Below are 22711 nucleotides of genomic sequence, written 5' to 3'. Positions count from 1 at the left end.
CTATTACCCCAACAGTCTGCCAGCTCATGTCGGCACCACCACACCGGCACACCCTTGACGTACCGGAATGCGGGTCTCGAGCGACTCCAGGACAGCACGAACCCCCGCGACCGAGCGACGATCACGGGGCCGCGCAATGGGTGTCTAGGCGATCTTGCCGTAGGTGTAGTCGTCGAGCGGGAAGCTCACCGCCTCGCGGTGGGCATTGACGGTGCTGGTCGGGCGCAGTAGCGCGGCCTCGCCGTGCGGGTTGAAGTAGTAACTGCGCGCGGTCGCGCAATCGCCGCCGTAGAACACCGAGGAACCCAGCTTCTCGGTGACGCGGTCCAGGAACCGGGTATTCGCCTGCTCGGTCACCTCGAAGGTGGTCTCGCCGCGCCGGAACATTTCACCGAGTAGCCGACCCATGTGCTTCATCTGGGCCTCGATGGTGGTGAAGTAGGACAGGCCGCTGTAGGAATACGGACTGTTGAGGCTGAGGAAGTTCGGGAACTTCGGCACGGTGATGCCCTCGTAGGCCTGGAACCGGTTGTCGCGCCAGAACTTTCCGAGATCCACACCGTCGCGGCCGATGACCTCGATGGCCGGGAAGTTCACATCCCACAGGTTGAAGCCGGTGGCCAGGATCAAGGTGTCGATCTCGGTCTTGTGTCCGTCGGCGGTGACGATGCCGTCGGCCTCGATGTGATCGATCGAATCGGTCTCCAACCGGACATTCGGCTGATTGAACGTCTTGAAGTACTGGTTGGAGAAGGTGGGACGCTTGCAGCCGAAATCGTAATGCGGGGTGAGCTGCTTGCGGATTTCCTTATCGCGCACCTGAGCCCGCAGATGCGCCTTGGCGAGTACGCCCGCGGCCAGATTCATCGGCTTGGCCTGCTTGAAGTGCAATACGCCGATCACCATGAGCGCCTCGAGCAGACTGGTGTTGACCAGCCGCGCGGCCTTCTGAGTGGCGGGCACCCGCGCGAACAGCCGCTGCACCGGCGCGGGAATCGCGGTGTCGATCTTCGGCACCACCCAGATCGGGGTGCGCTGGAACACCGTGAGTTCCTTGGTCTTCTTCGCGGCCTCGGGTATCAGCTGCACGGCAGTGGCACCGGTGCCGATGACGGCGGCCCTGCGGCCGGTCAGGTCGAAATCGTCCTCCCACGCGGTGGTGTGGATGATCTTGCCCGCGAATGAATCGATGCCGGGAAACGGCGGCGTGTAGGGCTGGGACAGGAAGCCGGTGGCGGTGAGAAGATAACGGCCGGTGAGGGTTTCACCGCCGTCGATGGAGACGACCCAATGCTGGTGCTCCTCGTCCCAGCGGGCGCCGTCCACCACGGTGCCGAAGCGCATCCGGCGGCGCAGGCCGTATTTGTCGGCAACATGGGCGGCGTACCTCTTGAGCTCCCGGCCCGGTGCGAACAGGCGCGTCCAATACGGGTTGGGCTCGAAGGAATACGAGTAGGTCACCGAGGCGATATCGACCGCGAGACCCGGGTAGTGATTGACATGCCAGGTGCCGCCGAGGTCGTCCTCGCGCTCCAGAATGACGAAATTGCTCAGCCCCAGCCGGTCGAGCTCGATGCCCGCTCCCATGCCGCCGAATCCCGCACCGACCACGACCGCGTCGTATTGAGGCGCCACGTCGAACCTCCTGCTTAAACATTCCATCGGGAATGTAGGAACCATCCCTCACGGAATGACACATCATTCCGTTTGTGAACACCGTATCATCGGAGACGTGACGAAGCCATCCACGCGTGCGCCCCGCCCAGCGGCCGGAAATGCGATCCAGCGGCGCAAGGCCGAGCTGCGGCAGGAAATCATCGATACCGCCTTCGTCTGCTTCGCCGAGAAGGGCTATCACGCCACCGGCATCGCCGATATCGCCAACGAACTGGGCATCGGCCACGGCACCTTCTACCGGTACTTCAGCAATAAGCGCGAGATCATCGACGTGGTCATCGACGATCTGGCCACCCGCATCATCGAGGCGCTCGGCACCGACAACGCGCCCGACGCCGCCACCTCCCTTGACGAATACCGCGCCCAGATCGATCGCATCGGCACCGCACTCACCCGAATCCTGGTGGACGATCGCCGGGTCGCCCAACTGCTGCTGTTCCACGCCACCGGTATCGATGACGAACTGACCACCCGGCTCTATGGCCTGCTCGATATGGCCGACGCGCTCACCGCGGGCTATCTGTCGCACGGCGTCGAACTCGGTTATCTGCGTGCGGATCTCGATACCAAGCACACCGCCAAGGCGGTGACGGGCATGCTGCTCGCCGGCATCCTGCACGGGCTGCGCAATCCGGACGAGGCCGCGGTGCAGGAGTTGAACGAGGCAATCCGGCGGCTGCTGATCGACGGTGTGCGCAAGGACTGAAATCCGGCAGATCTCCGGCGGCTAGGTGAGTCGATTCCGGCTAGGGTGAGTTCCGGATCGACCGGCCCACGGGGGCAACACGTGTTCGGCAGAGACCGCCTAGTTCGAAAAATCCGCATTCGACGCGAGCAGGGCAGCGTACCTGGAACAATGTCGCAGGTGACCCCCGATGACGTGAGCCGAATCCACTTCGCCATGCCACCCATGGGGCACCGCGGTTACCACGCCGATGAGGTCGATGCGTTCCTGGAACTGGTCTCGGCGACATTGGCCGGCCAAGGCGTGCTGACCGCCGACGATATCCGCCATGTCGCCTTCGACGTCCCGCGCTTCGGCGGCCGCGGTTACCAGGCCGATCAAGTCGACGAATTCCTGGACCGGGTCCGCATCGAACTGGAGTACCGGCAACGCGGCGCCCGCCCGGTCCCCGCCGGTGGCAACGGCTCCGGTCCCGCCGCGCTGCTCACCCCCGACGATGTGCACCGTATCCAGTTCACCCAGGCCGCGGTCGGCCGCCGCGGCTACGACACCGAAGAAGTAGACGCCTTCCTGGACCTGGTCGCCGCCACTCTCGCACATGGCAGTCACGGCAGCCTGACCATTGCCGACGTGCGCGCCGTCCGCTTCACCGAGGCCCGCCTCGGCACCCGCGGCTACGCCCGCGACGAGGTCGATGCCTTCCTCGATCTCGTCGTCACCGCCCTCGAAAACAACCACCGCTAACTGGCCGCAACGCGGCTCCAGGGTTCAGTCGAAGAGGTCGAGGGTCGGGTGGGGTTCGCGGCCGCGGACTTCGATGGAGCCGAAGACGAGATCGGGGGGCGGCACGAGACCGAGGTGTTCCCAGGCGGCGGCGGTCGCGACACGGCCGCGCGGGGTGCGGGCGACCATGCCCGCACGGACGAGGAATGGCTCGCAGACCTCTTCGACGGTCGCGGCCTCCTCCCCCACCGCGACCGCGAGCGTCGAAACACCAACGGGCCCACCGCCGAAGCTGCGGACCAGCGCGCCGAGCACGGCGCGGTCGAGGCGGTCCAAGCCGAGGACATCCACGTCGTAGACCTCGAGTGCGGCCTGGGCGATGGGACGGGTGATCATGCCGTCGGCACGAACCTCGGCATAGTCGCGGACGCGGCGCAGCAGGCGGTTGGCGATACGAGGAGTGCCGCGGGAGCGGCCCGCGATCTCGGCGGCGGCATCGCGGTCGATGGCGACGCCCAGGATATGGGCCGAGCGCTGCAGGATGCGCAGGAGTTCGTCGGGTTCGTAGAAATCCATATGGCCGGTGAAGCCGAAGCGATCGCGCAGCGGTCCGGTGAGTGCACCGGAGCGGGTGGTTGCGCCGACCAGGGTGAACGGCGCGATATCGAGCGGAATCGACGTTGCCCCGGGGCCTTTCCCCACGACCACGTCGACGCGGAAATCCTCCATGGCGAGGTAGAGCATCTCCTCGGCGGGCCGGGCGATCCGGTGGATCTCATCGATGAACAGCACATCGCCCTCGACCAGATTGCTCAGCATCGCGGCGAGATCGCCCGCGCGTTCCAGCGCCGGACCGGATGTAATGCGCAGTGCGGTACCGAGTTCGGCGGCAATGATCATCGCCATACTGGTCTTGCCGAGGCCGGGCGGACCGGACAGCAGCACATGGTCCGGGGTGCCGCCGCGCTGTTTGGCGCCGCGCAGCACCAGCGTGAGCTGTTCACGGACGCGCGGCTGGCCGATGAAATCGTCCAGGGATTTCGGGCGCAGACTGGCCTCGATATCGCCGTCGGATGTGAGATAGCTTGCACTGACCTGGGATTCGGCGTCCGGTTCGGGATCGTGATCCATGACGTCTTACCGATTCTTCCCCAGCGAACCGAGCGCGGCCCGCAACGCGATCGAAGTATCGGCGGCCGAGTTCTCGGCGAGTACCGCATCGACCGCGGGTTCGGCCTGTTTGATCGGGAATCCGAGTCCGACCAGCGCCTCGACAACCTGCTCACGCACCGGCGTGAGCACCGGCGTCGGCGTACTGCCGGGCGGACCCGGCTGTACCGGAACGAGATTCACCTTGTCACGCAACTCGACAACCATGCGCTCGGCACCGCGCTTCCCGATGCCGGGCACCCGGGTCAGCGCCGCGACATTGCTCTCCGCCAGCGCCTTGCGCAACGCCTCGGGCTCGAGCACCGCGAGCACCGCCATGGCCAGCCGGGGGCCGACTCCGGAGACTGTCTGCAGCAGGCCGAACAGGTCACGTGATTCGGTATCGGCGAATCCGAACAGCGTCATCGAATCCTCGCGCACGATCATCGCCGTGAACAGCCTGGATTCCTCGCCGCGGCTCAGTGTGGACAGCGTCGCCGGGGTGACATTGAGCCGGTAGCCCACGCCCGCCGCCTCGATCACCACATGATCGAGCGCGATCTCGAGCACCTCACCGCGTACCGACGCGATCACCCGCGCACCACCTTCCGTTGTTCGGCAAGCCGCTGTGTGTACCGCCGCTGCGCCTCCGCGGCGCGCGCCTCGGCCTCGGCCATCCGCGCCATCAGCGGCGCCCGCCAACAATGACAGATAGCCAGGGCCAGCGCATCGGCCGCATCCGCCGGTTTCGGCGCGACCTGGAGCCCGAGGATACGCGTCACCATCGCGGTCACCTGAGCCTTGTCCGCGGTGCCGTTGCCGGTGACGGCGGCCTTCACCTCGCTCGGGGTGTGGAAGGCCACCGGTATCCCCCGCCGCGCGGCCGCCAGGGCGATCACGCCGCCCGCCTGCGCGGTCCCCATCGCGGTGCGCACGTTGTGCTGTGCGAACACTCGCTCGATCGCGACGGCATCGGGTTCATGCGTGTCCATCCAGCGTTCGGCGACGTCGGCGACGCCCATCAGCCGGTGTGCCAGGTCCATATCGGCGGGGGTGCGCACCACGTCGACATCGAGCGCCGTCACCTTCCGCCCCAGCCCGCCCTCGACGATGCTGAGGCCGCACCGGGTGAGTCCCGGGTCGACGCCCATCACCCGCACACGATCCCCTCTCGAAGGCACGAACAATTGTTCGAGAGTCTAGTGGACACGGCGCGCGCCCTGCACCAAGGACACGGTGCCCGTCCGGGATTCGGGTGGTCGCGGGTCAGTCGAACGTGTGGTAGCAGCTCACGTACGCGTAGCTGCCGGAATCCGAATCCTCGACGATCACCTTGCCGTCCTGCAGGATTCGGCAGGTCACCGTGCCGCCGCCGGAGCCACTGACGCTCGCCGACACCCGGCCGGTGCGGACGTATCCGGTCACGGTCACGGCCTTCGTCCACGGCAGCGGTGAATCGTTGGCATCGGTGGTGTCGAAATCGCCACTGGTGTAAGAGATATCGGCGGTGCCGGAGCCGGTGATCTCATAGGTTATCGAGGTTTCCTTCTTCGACTCCCTGTCGATCCGGTAGGCGATGGATCCGAAGACTGCTACGCAGCCGCCGACGGTGAGCACTATCGCCAGGAAGACGCCACCGAGCACCCACGGCCACACCGGCTTACCCTTGGGCGGCTGCGGCGGATATCCCGGGTAGCCCTGATACCCCTGCCCCGGATACTGCGGATACTGCGGCGGTGGTTGATAAGTCATGTGCACCCCTCCCGAATCCATGCACGACCAGCTATTGAACCTTACCGGACAAGACTGTTCGGCGTCCGGTTCACCTGTGCGGTTATCGACCTGCGCTCTACCAGCGTTTCAGGGAACCCAGGTTTGCTGGAGCGAATTCACAGGCTTTCTCGAGGAATGGTCTCGACAATGCCGTAGGTGCCCGTAGTCCGTGCCCCGCTCGCCGCGCCCGCGGCCCCCGTGACACCGCCGCCACCACCGCGGCTACCTTCGGCGAATCTGAATCCGAACTATCAGAACGGCTTTCATCACGGCATATCGCTGCTGCACGGCTGGCTGCCGGTGACCGTCGAATTGGTCGGGGTGGCCGCATTCATCCTGGCGATCGGCTGGCGGACCCGGCGCTGGCGGTTGGTGCTGCTGCCGGTCTGCGTGGTACTCGGCGCGGCGGGTGCGGTGGCGGCGTGGGCGTATGTGAACAATCAGGGGCTGGCCTCGGATCCCGCCCCGGTCGAACTGTGGGCCTGTGTCGGCATCGCGGTCGCGGCGATCGCGATAGCCGCGCTCGGCTGGCGCAGTGCCAGGTGGTGGCGACGCGGTGTCTCTGTGCTCGCCATACCGCTGGCGCTGTTGAGCACCGGCATCGTGCTCAATCAGTGGGTGGGCTACTACCCCACCGTGCAGTCCGCGTGGAATGCGCTCACCGCGGGTCCGCTGCCGAATCAGACCGATATCGATGCGCTGCCCGGACTGCGCAATACCGATGTCTCGACCGGCAAGATCGTGCCGGTGCGAATTCCGGACGCGGGCAGCGGCTTTCCGCATCGCACCGAATACGTGTACCTGCCACCGGCCTGGTTCACCGGTCCGACGCCGCCGACGCTGCCGGTCGTCATGATGATCGGCGGCGAATTCAACACGCCCGCCGACTGGATCCGCAGCGGCCAGATCATGCCCGAGGTGGACAAGTTCACCGCCGCCAACGGCGGACGCGCGCCGATCCTCGTCTTCGTCGACTCCAGCGGCAGCTTCAACAATGACACCGAATGCGTGAACGGTCCACGCGGCGATGCCGCCGACCATCTGACCCGAGATGTGCCCGCCTACCTCGAATCGCGGTTCGGTGCCTCGGCCGATCCGCAGAACTGGGCGGTGGTCGGCTGGTCCATGGGCGGAACCTGCGCGGTCGATCTGGCGGTCATGCACCCCGAATTGGTGCGTACCTTCGTCGACATCGCCGGCGATCTCGGCCCGGCCTCGGGTAATAAAGAACAAACGATCCGAAGGCTTTTCGGTGGCGACGCCGACCGCTGGGCCGCCTTCGATCCGCTCACCGTCATGGCCGAACACGGCCCGTACACCGGCATGGCGGGTCTGTTCGACGATCTCACCCCGCCCAAATCCGGTCCGGGATCCCATGGCGCACATCAACAGTCCGCGGCCGCCGACGACGACGCCGTCGGTATGGGCGGCCACGACGGAGTTTTCGACACCGGTGAGGTCGGCGCCGCGGAAAAGCTGTGCGACGCAGGCCACGAAGTCGGCATCGACTGCACCATCCACACCACCCAGGGCGGCCACACCTGGCAATTCGCTTCGGCCGCGTTCACCTCGTCGTTCCCGTGGATCGTCGCCCGCGTGGGTCTCCCGGTGCCCGACGCGACCTGAAACCGATTGCGCGGTCGATGAATCGGGTTTCGGCTCAGCCGAGCACTTCGGCCGGCGCGACCGACTCCGCACGAAAGGTTCGCCGATAGGCCAGCGGCGATACGCCGATGGAATCGTGCAGGTGTTGGCGTAGTGAGCTGCCGGTGGCGAAGCCGACCTCGCCCGCGATGCGGTCCACGGTCAACTCGGTCGATTCGAGGAGTTGGCGGGCGCGGAAGACGCGCTGTTGGATGAGCCAGCGCCCCGGGCTCATGCCGACCTCGTCGCGGAAGCGACGAGCGAAGGTGCGCTTGCTCATTCGGGCCTGGGCGGCCAGATCATCCATGGTCAAAGGCAATTGGAGATTCGCGAGGGCCCAGTGCCTGGCGGCCGCCGTCCCCGGCGAAGTCGACGGCGGCACCGGCTGCTCGATGTATTGCGCCTGGCCACCATCACGCCACGGCGGCATCACGCAGCGACGCGCCACCGTATTGGCGACCGCACTGCCGTGGTCGCGGCGCACCAGGTGCAGACAGAGATCTATGCCTGCCGCCGCGCCCGCCGAGGTGAGCACGTCGCCGTCGTCGACATAGAGGACATCGGTATTCAGTCGCACCCGAGGAAAGGTGCGCCGGAACAGTTCCGCCACATTCCAGTGCGTCGTCGCGGGACGACCGTCGAGCAATCCGGCGGCGGCGGCTACGAATGCGCCGGTACAGATCGACACGATGCGGGTGCCCCGTCGGATACCCGCGAATGCCGCGGCCACCGGCGGCGGCAGTGTGCCACCGAGCGCTATATCGATATCGCAGGCCGGGATGACCACGGTGTCGGCGGTCGCCAGCGCCCGACTGTCGTGCTGGACCGCAATGGCGAAATCGGCTCGGCTCGGCACCGGTGCGCCATCGATCGAGCAGGTGCTCACCTCGTACCGATCCGCGGCGGTGCCGAAAACCCGGCTCGGAATGCCGAGCTCGAATGGATATACACCGTCCAAAGCGAGCACGACCACCCGATGTCGCACCGATTGCTCATCCGAGGTAGCCACCATGGCGCGATTCTATCGAATAATGGCAATTGTGCCATTTTCTCGCATTGCCGCCGACGGCAGGCTGAACGACATGAACGACACCACCATGCGCGCGATCAGCCAGGATGTGCTCGGCGGCCCCGAGGTCCTGACCGAAGTCGAACTGCCGATTCCCACGCCCGGCCCCGGCGAGATTCTGGTCCGGGTACGAGCGGCCGGTCTCAACCCGACCGATTGGCGGCACCGCGGCGTCGCCGGACTCTTCCTCGGCGAACCGCCGTTCGTACTGGGTTGGGATGTATCCGGCGAAGTGGTCGCTACGGGCATCGGGGTCACCCTGTTCGAGCCGGGCGACGCGGTCTTCGGCATGCTCCCGTATCCCCATGGACACGGCGCTTTCGCCGAATACGTCGTCGGTCCCGCCCGCGCGTTCGCCCCGAAGCCGGTGAATCTGGATCACATTCAGGCCGCCGCCATCCCCCTGGCCGCGCTCACCGCCTGGCAAGCCCTCATCGATACCGCGAAACTACAAGCCGGACAACGCATCCTGATCCATGCGGCGGCGGGTGGCGTCGGACACTTCGCGGTTCAGATCGCCAAGGCGCGCGGCGCGTACATCATCGGCACCGCGAGCGCGGCCAACCACGAATTCCTGCGCGAAATCGGCGCGGACGAGACGATCGATTACCGCACCATCGATTTCGTCGACGCGGTCCGCGATGTCGATGTCGTGCTGGATTCGATCGATGATGAGAACAGCGTGCGCTCGCTGCGCACACTCCGCCCGGACGGCTTGTTGGTCTCGCTGCGGGCTTTCGGGGCGACCGAATTGGCCACCGAGGCACAGCAATTGGGCGTCCGCGCCGCACGCATGCTGGTCGAGGACGATCACGCCGGTATGACCGCACTCGCGGAACTCGCCGAATCCGGTGTACTGCACCCGGCCATTGCCGGGGTCTTCCCGTTTACGGCGGCCACAAAGGCGCACGCGCTCGGTGAAACCGGTCGCACCGTCGGCAAATTGGTGCTCACGGTGCCGTGAGCGAGAGTCAGCGTTTCTTGCCGCGGCCGATCAGAATGTCGACACCCCACCAGGTCAGGCGTCCGGCGATCGCCACATATAGGAAGATCGCGAAGTACACCAGGCTCGCACCATAGTCGGCAGCCCAGCCGGGCATCCGGTTCACCGTCGCGAATGCGGCGATGAGCAGGGCCAGTCCCATCGCAACCGCGAGTGGGGCGAGAGTGACGTTCAGATCGATCGAATCGCCGGGATGCTTGTCAGCCAGGGATCGACTCATGATGACTGGTCTCTTTCCGGTCGGGGCAAGTCCTCGGTGCACTGGAGCCGGATCGGGTAGGCCGCGACGCTTTGTCGCAACCCTCGATTCTTAATCAGCAGTCGAGTCGCAATTGTTACACCGCCGAGATCACCTGCCCCGAACACGGGAACTACAGTCGGCTGACTTTTAGCAATCTTCAGCCGACCGCATCGTGACTCTCGGCCATCACCCCGGGTCGCGGCATCGGAATTCCCCCAGGACAGCACGGATCTTCGGCCACGTTTGTGGCATGCATCACATTCGGGACCTACCATCCGAAGGATGAGCAATGTTGTGAAGGCTGTCCTCGAAGGTGGGCCGAAAGACTTGCCCACTCGCATCGTTCCGATCACGCCGCCCGGCGTCGAACTCAAGGTCGAATTCCGCGGCGGATACGAGCATTTCAAGGTCACCAACCGGGAGGCCGATACGCCCGAAGGGCGGCTTCCGGTCTACGAGTGGTCCGATCGGACACGAATCGCGGAATAACCAGCCCGAGCCGGGTGCGAAGTGCACTCGGGGCGGTCCGCATGTCCGCGAACCGCCCCGAGGCGCTGGTCGATGACGTGCCGCGTCAGTCCTGCTCCAACTGGGCGCCGATCTCATCGGAAATGTCCACCATCGGATGCAGTGACGTTCTGTACGTCATCGAGACCCCTACACCGACAATGCCCCGTCAGTCCTGCTCCAACTGGGCGCCGATCTCATCGGAAATATCCACCATCGGATGCAGTGACGTTCTGTACGTCATCGAGACCCCTACACCGACAATGCCGCGTCAGTCCTGCTCCAACTGGGCGCCGATCTCATCGGAAATGTCCACCATCGGATGCAGTGACGTTCTGTACGTCATCGAGACCCCTACACCGACAATGCCGCGTCAGTCCTGCTCCAACTGGGCGCCGATCTCATCGGAGATGTCCACGTTGGTGTAGACGTTCTGTACGTCGTCGCTGTCCTCGAGCGCGTCGACCAACTTGAACACCTTGCGCGCGCCGTCGATGTCGACGGCTACCGATACCGACGGCTGGAAGCCGGATTCGGCGGAGTCGTAATCGATTCCGGCGTCCTGCAGCGCCTTGCGCACCGGGATCAGATCCGACGGTTCGCTGATGACCTCGAAGGAATCACCCAGGTCGTTGACCTCCTCCGCACCCGCGTCGAGCACGGCCATCAGCACATCGTCCTCGGACAGCCCGTTCTTCTCCAAGGTCACGACGCCCTTGCGGTGGAACAGGTAGGAGACCGAACCCGGGTCGGCCATATTTCCGCCGTTACGGGTCATCGCCACGCGCACTTCGCCCGCGGCGCGGTTGCGGTTGTCGGTGAGGCATTCGATCAGCACCGCGACACCATTGGGGCCGTAGCCCTCGTACATGATGGTCTGCCAGTCGGCACCGCCGGCCTCTTCGCCGCCGCCGCGCTTGCGGGCACGCTCGATGTTGTCGTTCGGAACCGACGATTTCTTCGCCTTCTGGATCGCGTCGTACAGCGTCGGATTGCCCGCCGGGTCACTGCCACCAGTGCGGGCCGCCACCTCGATGTTTTTGATCAACTTGGCGAAGAGCTTGCCGCGCTTCGCGTCGATCCCCGCCTTCTTGTGCTTGGTGGTGGCCCATTTGGAGTGGCCGCTCATTCCCTACTTCCTCCAGTCGACAGCACGTCTGATCGTGCGCACGGTACCCGCACCGGCCGGGTTGACAACTCTGCCAGCCTACTCGTCCGGTTACAGCGGCTTCCCGAGGGCGACTACTGGGCGGTGCGAACCAGATCGACGAACATCCGGTGCACCCGCAGATCGCCGGTGACCTCGGGATGGAACGACGTCGCGACCACCCGGCCCTGCCGCACCGCGACGATGCGCCCGGCCGCCGGGCCACTGGGCACCGTCGCCAGCACCTCGACACCCGCGCCGACCCGCTCCACCCAGGGCGCCCGGATGAACACCGCCCGCACCGGGCCATCGGTCAGGCCCGCGAACTCCAGATCGGTCTCGAACGAATCGACCTGGCGACCGAAAGCATTCCGCCGCACCGTCATATCGATCCCGGACAAATGTTGGGCATCGGGGCGAGTGTCGAGCACCTCGGAGGCGAGCAGGATCATCCCGGCGCAGGATCCGAAGGCGGGCATACCTTCCCGCAGCCGTGCGCGCAGCGGTTCGAGGAGTTCGAAGACCTCCAGCAGCTTGCTGATCGCGGTCGATTCACCGCCGGGCAACACCAGCGCGTCCACCGCGGCGAGCTCGGACACGCGACGCACCAGTACCGGTTGCGCACCGCATTCCGCGAGCGCGGTGACATGCTCGCGCACATCACCCTGCAGGGCCAGCACGCCGATGGTCGGCCGGTCGGGACTCTGCTGCGCACCCGTTGCGGGTGCGGCGACCGATGCGTTCACGCCACGAGCTTACGAGGCGGGTCGCTGTGGCTCCGCTCACGGTGGCCGTCAACGTTGCGTCAAGACCGGGTTCATATGCCCGAAACCGGTCGACACTCACACATGTGATTACCTTGTTGCCGCGCAAGGCGCCCGCGCCGCGTGCGGAAGCGAATACCGCGTCGGAGCGCCGGGGATTGACCGTATCGACCGGCTTGGCGGGACTCTCCCTCGATGCCATGGCATCGGTCTCCTACGGTCCGGAAGCAATCGTGCTGGTGCTGGCCACCGCCGGTGGCGCCGGACTCGGGATGACGCTGCCGGTGACCCTCGCGATCGCTGCCCTGCTCGCCGTGCTGGTCGCCTCCTACCGGCAGGTGATCGCGGCCTTCCCCGACGGCGGCGGCGCGTACGCGGTAGCGAAGCGGCACCTCGGCCACCGCACCAGCCTGGTCGCCGCGGCCTCGTTGATCGTCGACTACATCCTCAATGTCGCGGTCTCGATCGCAGCCGGTGTCGCGGCTCTGACCTCGGCATTTCCGGCGCTGCACGGGTACACGGTGTGGATCTGCATCGCGATACTGGTCGGGGTCACCGCGCTCAACCTGCTCGGCATCCGAGAAAGTGCGCGTGCCTTCATGCTTCCGACGATCGTCTTCGTCGCGGGTATCTTCGCCGTCCTTATCGGCGGGCTGATGCGCTCCGAACCAGCCGATGTCACCAGCGGTGCCGCAGCCATGGGCGATATGCACACCGTCGGAGTGTTGTTGCTGCTCAAGGCATTCTCCAGCGGCTGCGCGGCGCTGACCGGAGTCGAGGCGATCGCGAACGCGGTGCCCAGCTTCGCCAAGCCGAAGGTGAAACGCGCCCAGCGCGCGGAAGTGGCGCTCGGCGCACTACTCGGCATCATGTTGATCGGGCTCGCGGTGCTCATCGAGAAGTTCTCGGTGCACCCGATCGACGGTACGACTGTGCTGTCCCAGCTCACCGAGGCGGCACTCGGGCACGGAATCAGCTACTACATTGTGCAATTCGCGACGGTCGTGCTGCTTGCTCTGGCCGCCAACACTTCCTATGGCGGGCTCCCGACACTCACCCGGATTCTGGCCGACGACAACTGTCTACCGCACCGGTTTGCGGTCACCTCACCGCGTCAGGTGTACCGCTATGGCGTACTCACTCTCGGTGTGACGGCCGGGGTGCTGTTGATCGGGGCGCGCGGCAATATGAACGCGCTCGTTCCGTTGTTCGCGATCGGCGTCTTCGTCGGATTCACCATCGCGCAGATCGGTATGGTCCGGCACTGGTGGCAGACCAGGACCACGGGCTGGCACTGGCGAATCGCACTCAACGGTTTCGGTGCGGTGCTCACCTGCGTCGCCGCCATCGTCACCATCGCAATGAAATTCACCGACGGCGCGTGGCTGATCGTGCTGGTGCTGCCCGCACTCGTGCTCGGTATGGAGCGAATTCGCGACGCCTACATCAAAATCGGCGGCTGCCGCGGCAACGGCGTGATCCCGGACCAGCCCCAGGCCACCGGTACCGCGATCGTAGTGCCGATCTCCGAGGTCTCCGAACTCAGCCGCGAAGCGCTCTCGGCCGCCATGTCCATCGGCAAAGACATTGTCGCCGTGCATGTTTGTCTGCCCGACGAATCGGTGAAGGCGTTCACCAAGGCCTGGGAGGCGTGGCATCCCGAGGTCCGGCTGGTCCTGCTCGAGGACAGCGATGCCACCGTCGGCGGACCCGTCGCCCGCTATGTCCGCGAGAACTTCTCCGGCCGACGCAAGGTCGTCGTCATCGCCGAGATCGATCCGCCGACCGGCTGGGACCGGGTGCTGCCCAGTCATCGCAGTGATGAACTCGAACGCGAACTCCGTCGGATGGCCGACACCGTGGTCTGCCACCTGCGAGTCCAGGTGGTTTGAGCCCGACGAAGGCTCATCCGGCCGCGGTGGCGTAAGTCGGCCACACTCACTGCCACCGCTGGTCGAGCCGGGTCAACCGGTGAATTTGCAGCTCTGATAGCCGGTGCTCAGATAGGTGCCGGTGCCCGGGTTGAGGTAGGTCGAATCCCCTTGAGCGTCCGACCGCGCGTACAACCAGACGGTTGCATTCGTCTGATTGTCCGCCGCTCCCCGGCCGATGGCTATGTTGTAGGTGCGGTATTCGTCCGGATTATCGATCCGGTCCGAATAGCCTGATCCATTCTGGAAGGAAAAGCTCCCGACAGCCACATTCCTGCCTCCATTCTTGACGCATTGAAACCGTCGTTCCTGGTCGGCGACTTCTTTGCGCGGCAGTCTACGAGGCACCCCGAACGAATACATACCGTTCGCTATTTTCCATTACCAGGGATAGTAAGCGTTTGGACGCTCACTCCCCGCGTAATGTGCGAATCAAGCCCTCTTGCACAACTGCCGCCACCAACTCACCCTCGCGGTTGAAAATCTTGCCGCCGGTCAGTGCGCGACCAAAGCCCGCGGACGGCGACGACTGGTCGTAGAGCAGCCACTCGTCGGCACGGAACGGCCGCAGGAACCACATGGCGTGATCGAGCGAGGCGTTCTGGGTCGGCTCGTCGGGATGTGTCACCTTCGAGGAACCCAGCAGGGTCATATCGCTCATATAGGCGAGGGTGCAGATATGCACGACCGGGTCGTCGGGCAACGCATGCCGGTAGCGGAACCACACCTGCTGCGGAGATACCACGCCGTCGCGGCGGGTCACCACGTCCTGCGGCACGGTGCGGATATCCCAGTGCTCCCATTCCCGCATCGCCCACAGTTGTTCGGGACTCGTCGTGGTGCTCGCATCGGGCAGCTCATCCGGACCCTGCACGGACGGCATCTCGTCCTGGTGTTCCGGACCCGCGTCACCGACATGGAACGACGCCGACATGGTGAAGATCGCGGCGCCGTCCTGTACGCCGGTGACCCGGCGGGTGCAGAAGGAGCGGCCGTCGCGGATCCGCTCCACGAGATACACCGTCCGCTCTTCCGGATTTCCGGGCCGTAGGAAGTACCCGTGCAGTGAATGCACCTGGAACCGCGGTTCCACCGTCCGCACCGCCGCCACCAGCGCCTGGCCGGCAACCTGTCCGCCGAATGTGCGTACGAGCTGGGTCTTGGTGGACGCGCCACGGAAGATATCCCGCTCGAGCCGCTCGATCTCCAGCGCCTCTTCGATTGTCGCCATGAGGCCGAGATTATCCCGCGCGCCCACGCGGCCTCTCGGTGACCTCACGGCAATGGCCGCGTTCGCCGCCCAAAACCGGGTTCGACACCATCGTTTGATGGAATGGATCGGTGCCGCATTTCGATCCGATCACCCGGGACGGCCTCGTCGAACTCGTCAGCAGCCGCATCCTCGAGCAGGGCGAGCGGATGCTGATCGCCATCGACGGAGCCGACGCGGCCGAACCCGCGGCGCTCGCGGAGCGCATCGCCATCGCATTGCGTGACACCGGCCGCGCCGCCGCGGTCATCTCGCTGCACGACTACATCCGCCCCGCCTCGCTGCGCATGGAATTCGGCCGCACTGACGAAATGTCTTATCGCACCGCCTGGTTCGACTACGCCGCACTCGACCGCGAAGTCATCCGGGCGCTGCGCCACGACGCCCGCTGGCTCCCGGCGCTCTGGGACGAGCACCGTGACCGCTCGGCCCGCTCCGCTATCCGCACCGCCGCCCCCGGGACCGTCTTGCTCGTCGCGGGTCCGATGCTTTTGGGTCGCGGTCTCGACTTCGACCTGACCGTTCACCTCGACATGTCCGAACCCGCGCTCCACCGCCGCACCCCACCGGACGATCGATGGACCATCCCCGCCCTCGTCGGCCACGACCGCGACAGCGCCAGTACCCCAACCTTTTTCATCCGCTGGGACCATTCCGATCGGCCGGCAGTCCGCATAGACGACACCGCTCGTCGGTAGGTGTATCCAGCCGAGACCACTGGCCGCCCCTCCTGGCAATTCTGTTGCGTGGGAGACGTCTCCGGACTCGGGCAGGTCATATAGTCGAATGCGCATATCTTAGTATCAACATGCCAATTGCGGAATCCCATAACTCGTCGGGAGCAGCCCGCGACGGACGCGAATCTCTCGGAAAAGGTGGGGATATTCGCGTTGAGAAACGCAGCGAGGCGGCGAGCAAATGCTCGCCGCCTCGAATCATCACTCCCCCGGCCGAACCCACTGCGGCCGGAATCAGAGATCAGCCGCAGGCCGTCGACTGCTGACCGAGGTTGGTCAACATGGTGCAGGCCCAACTCTTTTCGACCTTCCACTTGCCGTCCTCGGCGACGAAGGGCACATCGACAATGTTCTCCTGGCCGTTGACGGTGAACTTCGCCTTGGCATTGAGTGCGTCACCGTAGGCGTTCACCTCGGTGACCTCGGCCTTGGCGCCCGCCTGCTGGAAGGCCTGCGCCAAGCGGTTCGGCAGTTCCGGATCCGCCTGGGCACCCTGCACCAGATCCACCTTCTCCGAATTCGGCACCGACGGGTCCAGCGCGCGGAGCAACTGGGCGTTGAGGTCGGCAACGCTCGGGGTCGGCGGGAGGTTCGCATTCGACTTCGTGACGCTGGTCGAGGTCTTGGTGGGCGTGGTCGCGGTCTTCGAGTCATCGCTGCCACACGCCGAGAGGCCCAGCGCGGCCACGGCAGCCAGACCCGCGATCGCGATACGTCCGGTCTTACGAAGCTTCAACTGATCATCCTTTGCCATTCGGACAGGTCCGTGACCCCGACGGTGCCGTGCCAACTGCCCGCACGGCCGCCGATGTGCACCGAATTCCGAAGCTAGCCATCAACTCTGTGGCGGGCATAAGACAACGATGAGGGCAGCGACAGCTTCTCCCACACACGATCACCCAGTACGAGCAGCGCCCGCGGCAGGATCCCCTTGCCGCGGGCGTCGAATCAGTTCAGCCTGGCGCCGAATCACCAACCACGCTCGGCCAGCCGGTGATCAACCGGCAGCTCCTCGACATTGATGCCGACCATGGCCTCGCCCAGACCGCGCGAAACCTTGGCGAGCACATCCGGGTCGTCGTAGAAGGTGGTCGCCTTGACGATGGCGGCGGCGCGCTCGGCCGGGTTGCCGGACTTGAAGATGCCCGAGCCGACGAAGACCCCCTCGGCGCCGAGTTGCATCATCATCGCGGCGTCGGCGGGGGTGGCGATACCGCCCGCGGTGAACAGTACGACCGGAAGCTTGCCGGTCTGCGCGATCTCACGCACCAGTTCGTACGGTGCCTGCAGTTCCTTGGCCGCGACGAACAACTCGTCCTCGGGCAGTGCGGACAGCTTGCGGATCTCGGCGCGGATCTTGCGCATGTGGGTGGTGGCATTGGAGACGTCACCGGTGCCCGCCTCGCCCTTGGAGCGGATCATCGCCGCCCCCTCGGTGATCCGGCGCAGCGCCTCACCGAGATTGGTCGCGCCACAGACAAACGGCACGGTGAAGTTCCACTTGTCGATGTGGTTGGCATAGTCGGCGGGGGTCAGCACCTCGGATTCGTCGATGTAGTCGACACCGAGGCTCTGCAGGATCTGCGCCTCGACGAAGTGGCCGATACGCGCCTTGGCCATGACCGGAATCGAGACGGCCGAAATGATGCCGTCGATCATGTCCGGGTCGCTCATCCGGGAGACGCCGCCCTGGGCGCGGATATCGGCCGGAACACGCTCCAGTGCCATCACCGCGACCGCGCCGGCGTCCTCGGCGATCTTGGCCTGCTCGGGGGTGACGACATCCATGATCACCCCGCCCTTGAGCATCTCGGCCATCCCGCGCTTCACGCGGGCGGTGCCGATGGTGTTGGTGGTCTCGGGCGTGGTCACGGCAAACTCCTGAGTCATGTGCGCCAATCGGGTCGCTTGGAAGTAACGTCACCGATTCTAGGCAAGCCGATCAGGCCACTTGATAGCCAGTTGGACACCACTGGCCTTGCCCCGACCAGCGGGTCCACGCGTGGTCGGTGGCGACTGGACCGGTCGGGCGGTGCTCGGGAGCCGACATCTGCGGCGCGAACCCGGATCCAGCACGGGAACGGTCTTCGCCGGGTCGACGAATTGCTTCGCCGCCCCGGCGAACACCGGGTTTCGTTCTAGAGAGGGCCGATCACCAGTAGCTGTGCCCAGTACTCGGCGGCGCCCGGACCCAGCAACGGCAACAGGAAATCGAACAACAGGTAGGACATGTACTGCTTACCTTCCACACGCCAACGGACCATCTCACTGCAGTGGAAGTACCACCAGAACTCCCAGTAGCGCTCCCCCCAGCAGCACTACCCAGGCGGCACCGATCCAGTCGCGACGCTATCACGATCGTGAAACACATCACAGTCGAAAGATCCAGCCCCACATGCCGATCGAGGGTGATCGGCCAGAGCACCGATTGCGCGGGAACCCGGGTAGTCGAGGACAGAGCGGGCGTTCCCGGCAATTCCGCTCACCGAATGGACCGCACCGCGGGATCGGAATCGCCCGATGCGGCCGACGCGGCTTCGGGGAGCAACTGGTCCAGGTGATAGGGGTAAACGGTCTCGCCGGTGTGGTCGAGCGCGACGATATCGGAGCCGGTGCACCATTTGTTGTCGGTGATGCTGCGTCGCTCGACCGCGGTCAGATTGCCCGGGTTGGGGTCGAAGGCCGGGACGCGCAGAGCGAAGAACAGTTCCTCGGCGCGGATGAGTTCACCGTCGAACGGGAATACCGCGACCCGCCGCCAGATCGGACCGCGCAGGGCGGTTGGATCCGCGGTGTATCCCGTCTCCTCCCACAGCTCCCGCACCGCGGCACTGCGCAGGGTCTCCCCCGGTTCCACGCCACCGCCGATGGTGAACCAGAAGGAGACCTCGGGCGTCTTCGGGTCGTTGCCACGCATGAGCAGCACGCGATCCTGTTCGTCGAGCAGCACCACACGCGCCGACGTGCGGACGGTATCGACGGCCAGGCCGGTCGAAGCGGCCGGGGTGGCACGTTCGCTGATCTCGAAATACGTCGGCAGTGGTGCGGTACCACCCAGGTGCAGAATGCGGACAGGGCGGCGGGTGCGCAAGGCGAGGGTGTCGCGCACCGCGTCGTTGTGGAAGCGGCGCGCGATCAGCACCCGGGCCTCGGCATCGGCGAGCTCGGCGACCTGCTGTGGACGCAATTGGGCGATATCGACCGCGGAAAGCGCTGCGGAAAGCTGATTTTCGATGGTTTCGCGGTCGGCGCGGCCCGCCCGCTCAGCCCGATCGGCGAGTGCGGTCAACCGTCTCGCCTGCTCGACCAGCGCGGAATCGGTCGGACCCGCGATGGCCACGGCAATCGACCTGGCCACCACCGCCCGCCGCGCCAGTGCACCGTCGAGGGCCTGCCAGGACTGATCCGACCGCACATGCAGCCGGTCGAGCCGGTTCGCCGTCGAGGCCGCCCACAGACCGATGGCGACGACCACCGCCGCGATGAGCGCGAGTACGAGAACCGTTGTGGCGGAGAAGGTAATCATCAAGCAGCCCTCACCGTGCTATCGCCGATATCGTGACGCGATCCACGCAGCGCCCACCACTCGATCATCCGGCGGCCCGCACGCGCGTATCCCCCACCGTAACGGTTTCGTAGACCCGCAGGATCTGTTCGGCGACCACCGGCCAGTCGTACTCGCCGACCACCCGGTCGGCGGTGTGGATCTGGGCTTCGCGGCGCACATCATCGGTGAGCAGGGTGTCCAGCGCGGCGGCGAGTCGAGCCGAATCCCCCACCGGGACCAGCATTCCCGCCGTACCGTCGCGCAGCACCCGACGAAAGGCGTCCAATTCGCTTGCCACCACAGCGGTTCCGGCCGCCATCGCCTCGATCAGAATGATGCCGAAGCTCTCACCACCGAGATTCGGTGCGACGTACACGTCCGCGCTGCGCATCGCCGAGGCCTTCTCCTCGTCCGACACCTGGCCGAGGAAATGCAGGTGCCGCGCCAGCGGCCCGGCCTCGCGGCGCAGTCGGTCCTCGTCACCGCGCCCGACAATGAGGATCTCGACATCCGGATGTCGGCGTACCAATTCGGGCAGCGCGCCGAGCAGGACCTCCATCCCCTTGCGCGGTTCGTCGTAGCGGCCGAGGAACAGCACCGTCCCACCCGCGCGCGGATAGCCGGGCAGCATCGGGGCACGCGCGAACGCGGCCACATCGACACCGTTGGGGATCTCCACCGCATCCGAGCCGAGCGCCTCCACCTGCCAGCGCCGTGCCAGCTCGGAGACCGCGATCCGGCCGCTGATCTTCTCGTGATATGGCCGCAGCACCCCCTGAAAGGTGCTCAGCACCAATGATTTCGTGGTCGAGGTGTGGAAGGTGGCCACGATCGGCCCCTCGGCGATCTTCAGCGCGAGCATGGACAGGCTCGGCGCGTTGGGTTCGTGGATGTGCAGCACATCGAAGTCGTTGCCGTCGATCCAGCGCCGAATCCTGGTGTAGGCCATGGGGCCGAAGGACAACCGGGCCACCGAACCGTTGTACGGAATCGCCACCGCGCGACCGGCCGACACCACGAAGTCGGGTAGCGGCGTGTCCTCCGATGCGGGCGCGAGCACGCTCACCTTGTGGCCGCGCTCGATGAATACCCGCGCCAATTCCACGACGTGGGCCTGCACACCACCGGGGACATCGAACGAATAGGGGCAGACCATGCCGATTTTCATGGTGTCTTCTCCCCGTTGGCGCTTTTCATCCCGGCCTGCGCCGCGGCGATCCTGGCTCGCCGCGGCGCCGAAAGGTCCTGCTCCCATTGTGGCTGCAACATATGCCAATCGGCCGGATGCTCGGCGATATTGGCCGCGAACCGGTCGGCCAGTGCCTGGGTGGTTGCCGCGACACCGCCCGAAACATCCAGCGGCGCTTCGGTCTTCATCCCCCAGCCTTCGCGACCTTCGGCATCGACGGTGAACCAGACGTGCACCGGGATCAGCGCGGCGCCGGTCTCGATGGCCAGCTTCGCCGCACCCGCGGGCAACCAGGTGCGCTCGCCGTACATGGTCACCGGGACACCCTTGCCGGTCAGGTCCCGCTCACCCATCAGGCATACGACATTGTTCGCGCGCAGGCGGGCGGCCAGCGCGGTGAACGGCGGCTGCTCACCGCCGGTCAGCGGGAACACCTCGAAATTCAGGCTCTCTCGGTAGGCGACGAAGCGCTCGAACAGCGACTCCGGCTTCAGCCGTTCGGCAACGGTCGCGAGGGTGCCGCTGTGGTTGACCAACCAGACCCCGGCCGCATCCCAATTCCCGGAGTGCGGCAGCGCCAGCACCACACCGCGCCCGCGCGCCAGTGCGGCATCCAGATTCTCCACGCCATCGACGGCCGAAGCGGTCAGTGCCGAGTGATCCATCGTCGGCAGCCGGAACGCTTCGCGCCAGTAGCGAGCATAGGACCGCATACTCGCGCGGATCAGCTCGTCGGGCACCTCGGCGGGTGTCACAGCGAGTACGCGAGCGAGATTGCGCCGCAACTGATTCGGCTCACCACCGGCACGAAAAGCGCGATTCGCCTTGTCCGCGACCCGGTTACCGCCCCAATCGAACGCGCGCCGTGCCGTCGATTCGGGCAGCGCGCGCACCACCCGCCAACCCACCGCATAGGCCCAATCCGTCAGTCCGGACTTGATCCGCGCGCCGACGCCTTCGGACTCGGAACTCACGAGGGCGACTCCGTCGCGTCTGCCGGATTCTGCGGCGGCGCGGGCGGAATGATGTCCCGCGCGCTCGGCGAATTCCGGACCGCCAATACTCGCTGGAACACCGTGATAATGCTCAACACCGCCAGAATCCACATCGCCACGTGCACGGCCCAGGTCAGCCATTCGATCCCCCAATACCCGCCGATACCGGTGAATCCGGCGCCGACCAACACAATGATCAGCCGATCCGGCCGCTCGATGAGTCCACCGTCGGCGGATAGGCCACTCGCCTCGGCACGCGCCTTCGCATACGAAATCACCTGGGAGGTAACCAACACCACCAGCGTCGCGAAGAACAGCGGCTTACTGTTCTCGTGATAAACCGCCCACCAGGCCAACCCGGCGAAAATGGCGCCGTCGGCGACGCGGTCACAGGTGGCATCCAGTACCGCACCATATCTTGTGCCGCCACCGCGCGCTCTGGCCATGGCGCCGTCGAGCATGTCGAACATGACGAACAGCCAGATCACCATGGTTCCCCAGAACAGATGTCCGGTCGGGAACAGCGTGACCGCGGCTGTGATCGAGGCGACGGTGCCGATCAGGGTCATCGCGTCGGGGGTGAGTCCGGTACTGACAAGCGCTCTGCCCAGCGGCGCAGTCGCTTTGGAGAACGTCTCGCGGCCGAAGAAGCTGAGCACG

General features: G+C 65.7%; 25 protein-coding genes. 7 read left to right on the top strand and 18 right to left on the bottom strand.

Going from position 1 to position 22711, the window contains the following annotated elements; genetic code table 11:
- Nucleotides 1-144: 144 nt before the first annotated feature.
- The gene (locus AB0L58_RS01515) at nt 145-1635 is read right to left on the bottom strand and encodes an NAD(P)/FAD-dependent oxidoreductase (protein WP_364379169.1); all 1491 of its coding nucleotides are present in this window, start codon (nt 1633-1635) and stop codon (nt 145-147) included.
- 97 nt (nt 1636-1732) lie between these two features.
- Here AB0L58_RS01515 and AB0L58_RS01510 point away from each other — a divergent pair, with 97 nt between their 5' ends.
- Together AB0L58_RS01510 and AB0L58_RS01505 are read left to right on the top strand one after the other, a co-directional pair.
- Nucleotides 1733-2383: a TetR/AcrR family transcriptional regulator gene (locus tag AB0L58_RS01510; RefSeq protein ID WP_364379166.1), complete on the top strand. Its 651-nt coding sequence runs from the start codon at nt 1733-1735 to the stop codon at nt 2381-2383.
- Nucleotides 2384-2533: 150 nt separating this feature from the next.
- Complete coding sequence (locus tag AB0L58_RS01505; RefSeq protein WP_364379163.1) at nt 2534-3106, top strand: DivIVA domain-containing protein; 573 nt, start codon at nt 2534-2536, stop codon at nt 3104-3106.
- A gap of 24 nt (nt 3107-3130) precedes the next feature.
- On the opposite strand, the gene ruvB is transcribed toward AB0L58_RS01505, so the two are convergent.
- The 4 genes from ruvB to AB0L58_RS01485 form a co-directional block, all read right to left on the bottom strand.
- On the bottom strand, nt 3131-4216 hold the full coding sequence (gene ruvB / locus AB0L58_RS01500; protein ID WP_364379160.1) for a Holliday junction branch migration DNA helicase RuvB: 1086 nt from the start codon (nt 4214-4216) through the stop codon (nt 3131-3133).
- Between the two features lie 6 nt (nt 4217-4222).
- Complete coding sequence (ruvA, locus tag AB0L58_RS01495; protein WP_364379157.1) at nt 4223-4828, bottom strand: Holliday junction branch migration protein RuvA; 606 nt, start codon at nt 4826-4828, stop codon at nt 4223-4225.
- Nucleotides 4825-5394, bottom strand: a complete 570-nt coding sequence (ruvC, locus tag AB0L58_RS01490) for a crossover junction endodeoxyribonuclease RuvC (protein ID WP_364379154.1) — start codon at nt 5392-5394, stop codon at nt 4825-4827. Before ruvC ends, ruvA begins: the two co-directional genes overlap by 4 nt.
- A gap of 106 nt (nt 5395-5500) precedes the next feature.
- Nucleotides 5501-5986, bottom strand: a complete 486-nt coding sequence (locus AB0L58_RS01485) for an MmpS family transport accessory protein (protein ID WP_364379151.1) — start codon at nt 5984-5986, stop codon at nt 5501-5503.
- Between the two features lie 219 nt (nt 5987-6205).
- Between AB0L58_RS01485 and AB0L58_RS01480 the strand changes: the two genes are divergently transcribed.
- A complete protein-coding gene (locus AB0L58_RS01480; protein WP_364380158.1) occupies nt 6206-7633 on the top strand; it encodes an alpha/beta fold hydrolase in 1428 nt (475 codons plus the stop codon).
- Nucleotides 7634-7667: 34 nt separating this feature from the next.
- On the opposite strand, the gene AB0L58_RS01475 is transcribed toward AB0L58_RS01480, so the two are convergent.
- Nucleotides 7668-8663: a helix-turn-helix domain-containing protein gene (locus tag AB0L58_RS01475; protein ID WP_364379148.1), complete on the bottom strand. Its 996-nt coding sequence runs from the start codon at nt 8661-8663 to the stop codon at nt 7668-7670.
- Nucleotides 8664-8682: 19 nt separating this feature from the next.
- Here AB0L58_RS01475 and AB0L58_RS01470 point away from each other — a divergent pair, with 19 nt between their 5' ends.
- On the top strand, nt 8683-9684 hold the full coding sequence (locus tag AB0L58_RS01470) for an NADP-dependent oxidoreductase (protein ID WP_364379145.1): 1002 nt from the start codon (nt 8683-8685) through the stop codon (nt 9682-9684).
- Between the two features lie 7 nt (nt 9685-9691).
- Here AB0L58_RS01470 and AB0L58_RS01465 read toward each other — a convergent pair whose 3' ends face one another.
- Nucleotides 9692-9943: a hypothetical protein gene (locus tag AB0L58_RS01465; protein ID WP_364379142.1), complete on the bottom strand. Its 252-nt coding sequence runs from the start codon at nt 9941-9943 to the stop codon at nt 9692-9694.
- A 303-nt stretch (nt 9944-10246) separates the two neighbouring features.
- Between AB0L58_RS01465 and AB0L58_RS01460 the strand changes: the two genes are divergently transcribed.
- Nucleotides 10247-10453, top strand: a complete 207-nt coding sequence (locus AB0L58_RS01460) for a DUF5988 family protein (RefSeq protein ID WP_364379139.1) — start codon at nt 10247-10249, stop codon at nt 10451-10453.
- 391 nt (nt 10454-10844) lie between these two features.
- Here AB0L58_RS01460 and AB0L58_RS01455 read toward each other — a convergent pair whose 3' ends face one another.
- A complete protein-coding gene (locus AB0L58_RS01455; RefSeq protein ID WP_364379136.1) occupies nt 10845-11600 on the bottom strand; it encodes a YebC/PmpR family DNA-binding transcriptional regulator in 756 nt (251 codons plus the stop codon).
- A 113-nt stretch (nt 11601-11713) separates the two neighbouring features.
- Nucleotides 11714-12364, bottom strand: coding sequence for a pyridoxal 5'-phosphate synthase glutaminase subunit PdxT (gene pdxT, locus AB0L58_RS01450; RefSeq protein WP_364379133.1), 651 nt, complete (start codon nt 12362-12364; stop codon nt 11714-11716).
- A gap of 104 nt (nt 12365-12468) precedes the next feature.
- On the opposite strand from pdxT, the gene AB0L58_RS01445 reads away from it, so the two are divergent.
- Complete coding sequence (locus AB0L58_RS01445; RefSeq protein ID WP_364379130.1) at nt 12469-14274, top strand: APC family permease; 1806 nt, start codon at nt 12469-12471, stop codon at nt 14272-14274.
- A gap of 72 nt (nt 14275-14346) precedes the next feature.
- Here AB0L58_RS01445 and AB0L58_RS01440 read toward each other — a convergent pair whose 3' ends face one another.
- Complete coding sequence (locus tag AB0L58_RS01440) at nt 14347-14676, bottom strand: hypothetical protein (RefSeq protein ID WP_364379127.1); 330 nt, start codon at nt 14674-14676, stop codon at nt 14347-14349.
- A 46-nt stretch (nt 14677-14722) separates the two neighbouring features.
- Nucleotides 14723-15544 (bottom strand): acyl-CoA thioesterase II, encoded by an 822-nt coding sequence (locus tag AB0L58_RS01435; RefSeq protein WP_364379124.1) that lies wholly within the window; start codon nt 15542-15544, stop codon nt 14723-14725.
- Between the two features lie 110 nt (nt 15545-15654).
- Between AB0L58_RS01435 and AB0L58_RS01430 the strand changes: the two genes are divergently transcribed.
- Nucleotides 15655-16281 (top strand): hypothetical protein, encoded by a 627-nt coding sequence (locus tag AB0L58_RS01430; protein ID WP_364379121.1) that lies wholly within the window; start codon nt 15655-15657, stop codon nt 16279-16281.
- Nucleotides 16282-16561: 280 nt separating this feature from the next.
- Here AB0L58_RS01430 and AB0L58_RS01425 read toward each other — a convergent pair whose 3' ends face one another.
- From AB0L58_RS01425 to pgsA, 7 genes are all read right to left on the bottom strand, one after another.
- Complete coding sequence (locus AB0L58_RS01425) at nt 16562-17056, bottom strand: hypothetical protein (RefSeq protein ID WP_364379119.1); 495 nt, start codon at nt 17054-17056, stop codon at nt 16562-16564.
- A 233-nt stretch (nt 17057-17289) separates the two neighbouring features.
- A complete protein-coding gene (gene pdxS, locus AB0L58_RS01420) occupies nt 17290-18192 on the bottom strand; it encodes a pyridoxal 5'-phosphate synthase lyase subunit PdxS (RefSeq protein ID WP_364379116.1) in 903 nt (300 codons plus the stop codon).
- 266 nt (nt 18193-18458) lie between these two features.
- A complete protein-coding gene (locus AB0L58_RS01415; protein ID WP_364379113.1) occupies nt 18459-18584 on the bottom strand; it encodes a hypothetical protein in 126 nt (41 codons plus the stop codon).
- Between the two features lie 218 nt (nt 18585-18802).
- A complete protein-coding gene (locus tag AB0L58_RS01410; RefSeq protein WP_364380155.1) occupies nt 18803-19843 on the bottom strand; it encodes an NUDIX domain-containing protein in 1041 nt (346 codons plus the stop codon).
- 67 nt (nt 19844-19910) lie between these two features.
- Nucleotides 19911-21035, bottom strand: a complete 1125-nt coding sequence (locus AB0L58_RS01405) for a glycosyltransferase family 4 protein (RefSeq protein WP_364379110.1) — start codon at nt 21033-21035, stop codon at nt 19911-19913.
- Entirely contained in the window at nt 21032-22030 is a 999-nt protein-coding gene (locus AB0L58_RS01400; protein ID WP_364379107.1) for a phosphatidylinositol mannoside acyltransferase, read from the bottom strand. Before AB0L58_RS01400 ends, AB0L58_RS01405 begins: the two co-directional genes overlap by 4 nt.
- Nucleotides 22027-22710, bottom strand: coding sequence for a phosphatidylinositol phosphate synthase (gene pgsA / locus AB0L58_RS01395; RefSeq protein ID WP_364379104.1), 684 nt, complete (start codon nt 22708-22710; stop codon nt 22027-22029). Before pgsA ends, AB0L58_RS01400 begins: the two co-directional genes overlap by 4 nt.
- Nucleotide 22711 lies beyond the last annotated feature (1 nt).

It is taken from the genome of Nocardia sp. NPDC052112 (genome assembly GCF_040680135.1).
Lineage (GTDB): Bacteria > Actinomycetota > Actinomycetes > Mycobacteriales > Mycobacteriaceae > Nocardia.
The sequence above is the reverse complement of the archived record's forward strand: the minus strand, read 5'-3'. Positions and strand labels throughout refer to the sequence as shown.